The following is a 6,151-nucleotide window of genomic DNA, read 5'->3' on the forward strand; positions in this document are numbered from 1 at the left end:
TATTTTTTTCAAAAACATCTAATTTTACCCTAAAGAGGAATACTAAATTCATCTTGTAAACAGTAAATGTTATGGAAACGAATCAAATTAACAGAAGCGAATCACTAAGTGGAGACCATTTTTCTGGATCTAAAATAGGATTAGATAAATATATTGAGACAGCACCGGGGGTAAAACTGTATGTAAAAGATTATGGCGAAGGAAAACCTGTAATTCTTATTCATGGCTGGCCACTATCTAATGAAATGTGGGAATACCAAATTGATGCTCTGGTTCAAAATAATTTTAGAGTTATTACCTATGACCGTCGTGGTTTTGGAAAATCATCACAACCATGGAATGGATACGATTATGATACTTTGTCCGATGATTTAAAAACTATTATTGACCATTTGGATTTAAAGGAAGCTACGCTTGTTGGATTTTCTATGGGAGGTGGTGAAGTAGTCCGTTATTTCAGTCGTCATGGCGGAAAAGGAGTTTCAAAAGCGGTACTTATCGCTTCTGTAACGCCATTTCAACTAAAAACGGATTCTAATCCAGATGGCGTTCCACAAGAAAAATACGATGGTATGGCGGAACAAATTAAAGAAGACCGAATTGGTTTTCTGGATAGTTTTGGAAAAACATTTTTCGGAGTGAGTTTTATCAGTAAACCTATAAGTACGCCTTTATTGGATTATTATAGAATGCTGTGTTCTTTTGCGTCACCGCGAGCGACTTTAGAGTGTGCCAAGTCATTTTCCTCAACCGATTTTCGTAAAGAAATGGCTTCGGTAAATGTGCCTACATTAATCATTCATGGAGATGAGGACAAAACCGTTCCTATTGAAATCACCTCTGAAATAGCGACAAAATTAATACCGGACAATAAATTTATTGTTTATGAAGGAGCGCCACATGGTTTATTTTATATTGAAAAAGATAAATTAAACAAGGATTTGATTGAATTTTTAAATTCATAGATTTGAAATCACTCGAATTCAAAAATAGCAACAAGTCCATTTATTACATAAAAAAAATCCCAAAACTTTCGTTTTGGGATTTTTTAATTTTATCTGATAACTGGAATCTGCTATCTGAATACTGTAGACTATTTAACGTCCATTAATTCTACGTCAAAAATCAATGTGGCGTTTGGTGGAATTGCTCCCCCAGCACCACGAGATCCGTACCCTAAATGAGCCGGAATCACGAAACGTGCTTTGTCACCTACGCGCAACAAGGCAATTCCTTCATCCCAACCTTCAATAACGTTTCCTTTTCCTAATGGAAATTCGATTGGTTTTTTACGAGGATATGAACTGTCAAAAACTTTTCCGTCAGGAAGTTGTCCTGTGTAATGTACCGAAACAATTTTTCCATTTTCTGCTTTTTCACCTTCACCTCTTTGGATGAATTGATAACGCAAACCACTTTCTGTTTTTTCGAAACCAGCTGCTAGTTTTTCCATAGCAGCTTCTGCATCTGCTTTTAAAGCTGCATCGCGTTTGTTACGTGAACCTTTAAAAGTGATAAAGGCTTCAATTGCATTCCAATTTTTAGCTTCTTCACCTACTCTTACAATTTCTAAAGACTCTAAAACATCCCCTTGAGCAACTGCATCAACTACATCCTGACCTTCTACTACATGTCCAAAAACAGTATGTTTGTTATCCAACCATTCTGTTGGAATGTGTGTAATGTAAAATTGAGAACCATTTGTTCCTGGTCCTGAGTTAGCCATAGCCAAAACTCCCGGACGGTTGTGTTTCAAACTTGGGTGAAATTCATCATCAAATTTATACCCTGGATCTCCAGTTCCTGTTCCTTGTGGACAACCACCTTGAATCATGAAGTCAGGGATTACTCTGTGGAATTTTAATCCGTCATAAAATTTAACCCCTTGAGGTTTTACTTTATTTTCTAAGTTTCCTTCGGCCAATCCTACAAAGTTCCCAACTGTTCCTGGTGTTAATTCATGCTCTAGTTTTACTAAAATAGCACCTTTTGTGGTGTTGAATTTAGCATATATTCCGTTTTCCATTTTTGTTTAATTTTTATTGAAAGGCAAATTTACGAAATTAATTTTAAAAAGGGAATTGGGGATTCGTTGATTTAGTTATTTGAAAGTTTGGGGATTAAACAGGAATGCAATTTAGAAAATATTTCAAACTTAATAACTTCTTTAAAACCTCCTAATTCCAAAAAACCCTAGCCCAGATTGAAACGGCATCCTTTCCTTGCTTCCTTTAAGCAAGGAAAGATAGAGTGAAAAGCTGGAAATAGCTCCTGATACTGAAACAAGTTCAGCATAGAAAAACTTTGTACCTTTGCACTTTGAAACTTAGAAAAGAAAAAATGCGAATAGATATTGTTACCGTTCTTCCAGAATTATTGCGAAGTCCGTTTGAGGCTTCGATTATGAAACGTGCCATCGACAAAGGATTGGTGGAAGTCCACATTCATAATTTACGGGATTATACGACCAACAGACAAAAAAGTGTAGATGATTATCCTTATGGCGGTGGTGCCGGAATGGTGATGACGGTGCAGCCTATTGATGCTTGTATTACGCATTTGAAAAGCGAAAGAACGTACGACGAAATCATTTATATGTCACCGGATGGGGAAACCCTGAACCAGAAAATGGCGAACACGATGTCGATGTATGAAAATATTATCATTTTGTGCGGGCATTATAAAGGTGTGGATCAACGCGTGCGCGACAATTTTATCACGAAGGAAATTTCTATTGGTGATTATGTATTGTCTGGTGGTGAACTGGGCGCTTTGGTATTATCGGATGCTTTAATCCGATTGATTCCGGGTGTTTTAAGTGATGAAACTTCAGCATTAACGGATAGTTTTCAGGATGGATTATTGTCAGGACCTATTTACACGCGCCCCGCAGATTACAAAGGATGGAAAGTTCCTGATGTTTTGACCAGTGGAAATTTTGCCAAAATTGATAAATGGCGGGAAGATATGGCGTATGAACATACAAAGAATAGAAGACCGGATTTACTGGAGGAGTGAAAAATTAGTTTAAAGTTGGTATTCAACAACTTCTAAACTTTAAACAAGAAAAACTTTAAACTTTAAACATTTTTTTTATCTTTGCACCCAAATTTAGATTAACCTCTGGCGAGATCCGTGAATGTTGATTTAATAAAAACCATAATTAAAATTATCATGGCAGATTTAATGAAATTCGTTCAAGACGAATTAGTAGCTAGAAAAGATTTCCCTGTTTTTGGAGCTGGTGATACTATCACAGTTTACTACGAAATTAGAGAGGGTGAAAAAACTAGAACACAGTTTTTTAAAGGAGTTGTTATTCAAAGAAGAGGTTCTGGTAACACAGAAACTTTTACTATTCGTAAAATGTCAGGTGCTATTGGAGTTGAGCGTATCTTCCCAGTAAACTTACCAGCTTTACAAAAAATTGAAATCAACAAAAAAGGTGCAGTTCGTAGAGCTAGAATTTTCTACTTCAGAGAACTTACTGGTAAAAAAGCTAAAATTAAAGACAAAAGAAGATAGTCAACTGTCTCTTTACTATAAAAAAGTCCCAACAATGTTGGGACTTTTTTTTTGCTAATTTTTCCCCTCATAAATTCCTAATTTAGGATTTAAGGGTTTATAAAACTAACAAATTCAGAATAACTAGTTAGTAATCTTAAAATTCGTATTTTTCTATATAAAATGCGCCTTCTATTACATCTGATTTTCATATATTTGTCCGCCTTATTTCAAGTGAAACACCTTACTTAAGCTACATTTAACCGTGATTAGATTATAAAAATACAAAAATGACACAGAAATCAAAAATTTTTTACACCCTTACTGATGAAGCGCCTTTGTTGGCAACTTATTCATTTCTACCTATTGTACAAGCATTTACATCAACTTCTGATATTGAAATTGAAACTAGAGACATTTCTTTAGCCGGAAGAATTTTGGCAAACTTTCCTGAGTTTTTGACTGAAGATCAAAAAACTGGCGATGCTTTATTAGAACTTGGACAATTAGCAACAACCCCAGAAGCAAACATCATAAAATTACCAAATGTTTCGGCATCTGTTCCTCAATTAAAAGCGGCTATTGCTGAATTACAATCTCATGGTTATAATTTACCTGACTTTCCCGAAGAACCACAAAACGAAGCGGAGACAAAAATCAAAGCTAAATATTCTAAAATTTTAGGTTCTGCAGTAAATCCAGTTTTACGTGAAGGAAATTCTGACCGTAGAGCTCCTAAAGCAGTTAAAAATTACGCTAAAGCAAACCCTCATTCAATGGGAGCTTGGTCATCTGACTCAAAAACACAGGTAGCTTCTATGGAAAGTGGCGATTTTTACGGAAGTGAAAAATCAATCACCATTGCTGATGCTACTGATGTAAAAATAGAATTTGTTGGTAAAGATGGTTCAACTACTGTTTTGAAAGCAAGCACTCCACTAAAAGCAGGTGAAATAATCGACAGTTCTGTTATGAACCTAAACGCTTTAAAAAGTTTTGTTGCTAAAACAATCAAAGAAGCTAAAGAGCAAAACGTTTTACTTTCAGTTCACCTGAAAGCTACTATGATGAAAGTTTCTGATCCAATTATTTTTGGTGCCATCGTAGAAGTTTATTTCGCAGCTGTTTTCGAAAAATACGCCGCTTTATTTAATGAATTGAATATTGACACCAGAAACGGCTTAGGTGATGTTTACGCAAAAATTGCAGGACACCCGATGCAAGCTGAAGTGGAAACTGCACTAAACCAAGCAATAGAAAACGGACCAGCATTAGCGATGGTAAATTCTGAAAAAGGAATTACTAATCTTCATGTTCCTTCGGATGTAATTGTTGATGCTTCAATGCCTGCAATGATTCGTACTTCGGGACAAATGTATAATAAGGAAGGAAAACAACAAGACACTATAGCCATTATCCCAGACAGATGCTATTCTGGAATTTATACAGCGACAATTGATTTTTGTAAAAAACATGGTGCTTTTGACCCAACAACTATGGGAAGTGTACCAAACGTAGGTTTGATGGCGCAAAAAGCGGAAGAGTACGGTTCACATGACAAAACATTCCAAATGAGTGCAGACGGCGTTGTTCGTGTTGTAGATACTAATGGAAACGTTTTAATGGAACAAACTGTTGAAGCTAAAGATATTTTCAGAATGTGTCAGGCAAAAGATGCTCCGATTCAAGACTGGGTTAAATTAGCGGTAAACAGAGCTCGTTTATCAAATACCCCTGCAGTTTTTTGGTTAGATGAAAACAGAGCGCATGATAGAGAGTTAATCGAAAAAGTAACAAAATATTTAAAAGATTACGACACAACAGCTTTAGACATTCGCATTCTTAATCCTATTGAAGCAACTGACTTCACATTAGAAAGAATCATTAAAGGACTAGATACTATTTCTGTAACAGGAAACGTATTGCGTGATTACTTAACTGACTTATTTCCTATTTTAGAGGTTGGAACATCCGCAAAAATGTTATCTATCGTTCCATTAATGAATGGTGGAGGTTTGTTTGAAACTGGTGCAGGTGGATCAGCTCCTAAACACGTAGAACAGTTTACACAAGAAGGTTATTTACGTTGGGATTCACTTGGTGAGTTCTTGGCTTTAGGTGCTTCATTAGAACATTTAGGTCAAACTTTAAACAATTCTAAAGCAATTATTTTAGCAGAAACTCTTGATGTAGCTACGGAGAAATTCTTAGCTAATGATAAATCTCCAGCTCGTAAAATTGGCGAAATTGACAACCGTGGTTCTCATTTTTACTTGGCAATGTATTGGGCAGAAGCATTAGCAGCCCAAGATAAAAACGAGGAATTGAAAGCTATCTTTACTCCTATTGCAACAGCATTTGCAGCAAACGAAGCCAAAATCAATGCAGAGTTAATTGGAGCACAAGGAAAACCTCAAGCTATTGGTGGTCATTACCAACCTAATCCGGAATTGACTGAAAAAGCGATGCGTCCTAGTGAAACATTCAATACTATTTTAGATAGAATCGCTGTTCCTGCAAAAATCGCTTAATAAAGTAATTTCATATAGTAAAAAAGACGACTGGAAACGGGAGGGTACTGAAAAACCTCGTTTATTTTGATTAGCGTTCTTTTTTAGACAATAAAAAAACGCTTGTAACAGGATTT

Annotated in this window: 5 protein-coding genes; 4 read left to right on the plus strand and 1 reads right to left on the minus strand. The window is 35.8% G+C overall.

What is annotated here, in order from left to right; all coding sequences use genetic code 11:
* The first annotated feature begins 71 nt into the window (after nucleotides 1-71).
* Entirely contained in the window at nucleotides 72-965 is an 894-nt protein-coding gene (locus FNW38_RS15975; protein ID WP_143388760.1) for an alpha/beta fold hydrolase, read from the plus strand.
* A 128-nt stretch (nucleotides 966-1,093) separates the two neighbouring features.
* On the opposite strand, the gene FNW38_RS15980 is transcribed toward FNW38_RS15975, so the two are convergent.
* A complete protein-coding gene (locus FNW38_RS15980) occupies nucleotides 1,094-2,026 on the minus strand; it encodes a peptidylprolyl isomerase (RefSeq protein WP_143388761.1) in 933 nt (310 codons plus the stop codon).
* A gap of 314 nt (nucleotides 2,027-2,340) precedes the next feature.
* Between FNW38_RS15980 and trmD the strand changes: the two genes are divergently transcribed.
* The 3 genes from trmD (at nucleotide 2,341) to FNW38_RS15995 (ending at nucleotide 6,035) form a co-directional block, all read left to right on the plus strand.
* On the plus strand, nucleotides 2,341-3,018 hold the full coding sequence (trmD, locus tag FNW38_RS15985; protein WP_143388762.1) for a tRNA (guanosine(37)-N1)-methyltransferase TrmD: 678 nt from the start codon (nucleotides 2,341-2,343) through the stop codon (nucleotides 3,016-3,018).
* A 156-nt stretch (nucleotides 3,019-3,174) separates the two neighbouring features.
* Nucleotides 3,175-3,525 carry a 50S ribosomal protein L19 gene (rplS, locus tag FNW38_RS15990; protein ID WP_143388763.1) on the plus strand — a complete coding sequence of 117 codons (351 nt, stop codon included), beginning with the start codon at nucleotides 3,175-3,177 and terminating at the stop codon, nucleotides 3,523-3,525.
* Between the two features lie 269 nt (nucleotides 3,526-3,794).
* Nucleotides 3,795-6,035 (plus strand): NADP-dependent isocitrate dehydrogenase, encoded by a 2,241-nt coding sequence (locus FNW38_RS15995; protein ID WP_143388764.1) that lies wholly within the window; start codon nucleotides 3,795-3,797, stop codon nucleotides 6,033-6,035.
* The last annotated feature ends 116 nt before the right edge of the window (nucleotides 6,036-6,151 follow it).

It is taken from the genome of Flavobacterium gawalongense (assembly GCF_007097265.1).
In the GTDB taxonomy this organism is placed as follows: domain Bacteria; phylum Bacteroidota; class Bacteroidia; order Flavobacteriales; family Flavobacteriaceae; genus Flavobacterium; species Flavobacterium gawalongense.

What these genes read in the sequence shown, in the direction of transcription:
- rplS (WP_143388763.1), top strand. Translation starts at nt 3,175, where the DNA reads ATGGCAGATTTAATGAAATTCGTTCAAGACGAATTAGTAGCTAGAAAA.
- FNW38_RS15980 (WP_143388761.1), bottom strand. Translation starts at nt 2,026, where the DNA reads ATGGAAAACGGAATATATGCTAAATTCAACACCACAAAAGGTGCTATT.
- trmD (WP_143388762.1), top strand. Translation starts at nt 2,341, where the DNA reads ATGCGAATAGATATTGTTACCGTTCTTCCAGAATTATTGCGAAGTCCG.
- FNW38_RS15975 (WP_143388760.1), top strand. Translation starts at nt 72, where the DNA reads ATGGAAACGAATCAAATTAACAGAAGCGAATCACTAAGTGGAGACCAT.
- FNW38_RS15995 (WP_143388764.1), top strand. Translation starts at nt 3,795, where the DNA reads ATGACACAGAAATCAAAAATTTTTTACACCCTTACTGATGAAGCGCCT.